The organism is Burkholderia sp. Bp9090 (genome assembly GCF_003857985.1).
Lineage (GTDB): Bacteria > Pseudomonadota > Gammaproteobacteria > Burkholderiales > Burkholderiaceae > Burkholderia.
Genome location: NZ_QTPV01000093.1, coordinates 1 through 2,142, shown reverse-complemented (window position 1 = coordinate 2,142; position 2,142 = coordinate 1). Strand labels below are relative to the sequence as shown.

2 protein-coding genes are annotated in these 2,142 nt (G+C 67.0%); both read right to left on the bottom strand.

Going from position 1 to position 2,142, the window contains the following annotated elements; translation table 11 throughout:
* A partial coding sequence (locus DIE16_RS36175) for a DoxX family protein (RefSeq protein ID WP_148095409.1) occupies positions 1 to 266 on the bottom strand: 266 nt, incomplete at its 3' end.
* Position 267: 1 nt separating this feature from the next.
* Positions 268 to 2,142 (bottom strand): amidohydrolase (locus DIE16_RS36170; RefSeq protein WP_148095408.1); only part of this gene is annotated, 1,875 nt, incomplete at its 5' end.

Here is a 2,142-nt window from a genome sequence, read left to right as displayed (position 1 = left end):
CCGGCGCCGAGCCACGTGAAGCGGCGAAACACCACGCACAGCGAACCGCCGATCTCGACGACAATCGCCAGTGCAGCCCATAGCGCAGGCGGATGCAGGCCGAAATGCGCCTGCTCCGCGACCGCGCCGTCGAAGTCGAGCGCCTTCGCGACGCCGCCGATCAGAAAGGCGGAAACGAGTGCAAGCCGGACCAGCGCGCCGACCCACGGCTGCGCGAGCAGGACACGGATCCACGCGGGGCTGTACCGGCCGATCGTCGTCGACATGTCAGACCGCCCAGCACGAACAGCCGAACGCGCCCCAGAAGCCCTTCGCGTCCGAGGTCGGCAGCGTGCTGCCCCACGCACTCGCGTGCGCATGCTGGTGCACGTTGCATGCATTCGCGCAGCCGCACATCGCGGCGGCCGCCGCGCGTTGCAGCGGTGCGCCGCTGCGCTGCGTCGCGCCCCAGCCGCCGTAGCCGCCATACTCACGCACCGGCGACCAGTCCGGCATCGCGGGCGGAATCGGCGCATCGTGCGACGCGAACGGGCCCGCGCCCCACACGATCTTGCCGCCCACCACGGTCAGCAGTGCGGTCGTGCCCGCGATGTCGTCCTCGGCGCACGCGAAGAAATCGCGATCCGGGACCACCACGTCGGCAAGCTGCCCGACCGCGATGCGCCCTTTCTTGCCGACCTCGTTCGAGAACCACGTCACGTATTCGGTCCACATGCGCAGCGCGGTCTCGCGATCGAGCAGGTTGCGCTGCGGGTACATGCGCAGGCCGCCGATCGTCTTGCCTGTCACGAGCCAGGACAACGACACCCACGGGTTGTACGACGCCACGCGTGTCGCGTCGGTGCCGGCCGACACCTTGAGGCCCTTCGACAGCATCTTCGCGACGGGCGGCGTCGCTTCGGCCGCCTGCGCACCGTAGCGCTCGACGAAGTATTCGCCCTGGTACGCCATCCGGTGCTGCACCGCGATACCACCACCCAGCGCGGCGATCCGGTCCATCGATTTTTCGGAGATGGTTTCCGCATGATCGAAGAACCAGTTCAGGCCTTCGAGCGGGATATCCTTGTTGACCTTCTCGAACACGTCGAGCGCACGGCTGATCGTTTCGTCGTAGGTCGCGTGCATGCGCCACGGCCAGCGGTTCTGCGCGAGCACGCGCACGACGCCCTCGAGATCGTCTTCCATCTGCGCCGGCAGGTCCGGGCGCGCGACGCGGAAATCCTCGAAATCGGCCGCCGAGAACACCAGCATCTCGCCCGCGCCGTTATTGCGGAAATAGTCGGTGCCGTCGTGATACTTCGTGCTCTTCGTCCAGTTCACGAAGTCTTCCTTCTCCGCATTCGGCTTCTGCGTGAACAGGTTGTACGCGATCCGGATCGTCATCTCGCCGGCATCGTGCAGCTTGCGGATCACTTCGTAATCGTCGGGATAGTTCTGCGAACCGCCGCCTGCATCGATCACACCCGTCACGCCGAGCCGGTTCAGTTCGCGCATGAAGTGGCGCGTCGAGTTGTACTGGTATTCGAACGGCAGCTTCGGTCCCTTCGCGAGTGTCGCGTACAGGATCGTCGCGTTCGGGTTCGCGAGCAGCAGCCCGGTCGGATTGCCGGCCGCGTCGCGCAGGATCGTGCCGCCCGGCGGCTCGGGCGTGTCCTTCGTGTAGCCGACCACGCGCAGCGCGGCCGCGTTCAGCAGCGCGCGATCGTACAGGTGCAGGATGAACACCGGCGTATCGGGCGCGGCCGCGTTGAGTTCCTCGATCGTCGGCAGGCGCTTCTCGGCGAACTGGTGTTCGGTAAAGCCACCGACCACGCGCACCCATTGCGGCGCGGGCGTGATCGCCACCTGCCGCTTGAGCATGTCCATTGCAACCGCGAGCGACGGCACGCCGTCCCAGCGCAGCTCCATGTTGTAGTTCAGGCCACCGCGAATCACGTGGCAGTGGTTGTCGATCAGGCCGGGCAGCGCGCTGCGGCCGCCGAGATCGACGATCTTCGTCGCGCGGCCCGCGAGCGGCATCACGTCCGCGTCGCTGCCGACCGCGACGAAGCGGCCGTCCTTGATCGCGACGGAAGTCGCGACGGGGTTCGCGCGGTCGAGGGTCGTGAATCGTCCGTTGTGGAGGATCAGATCCGGTTGAGT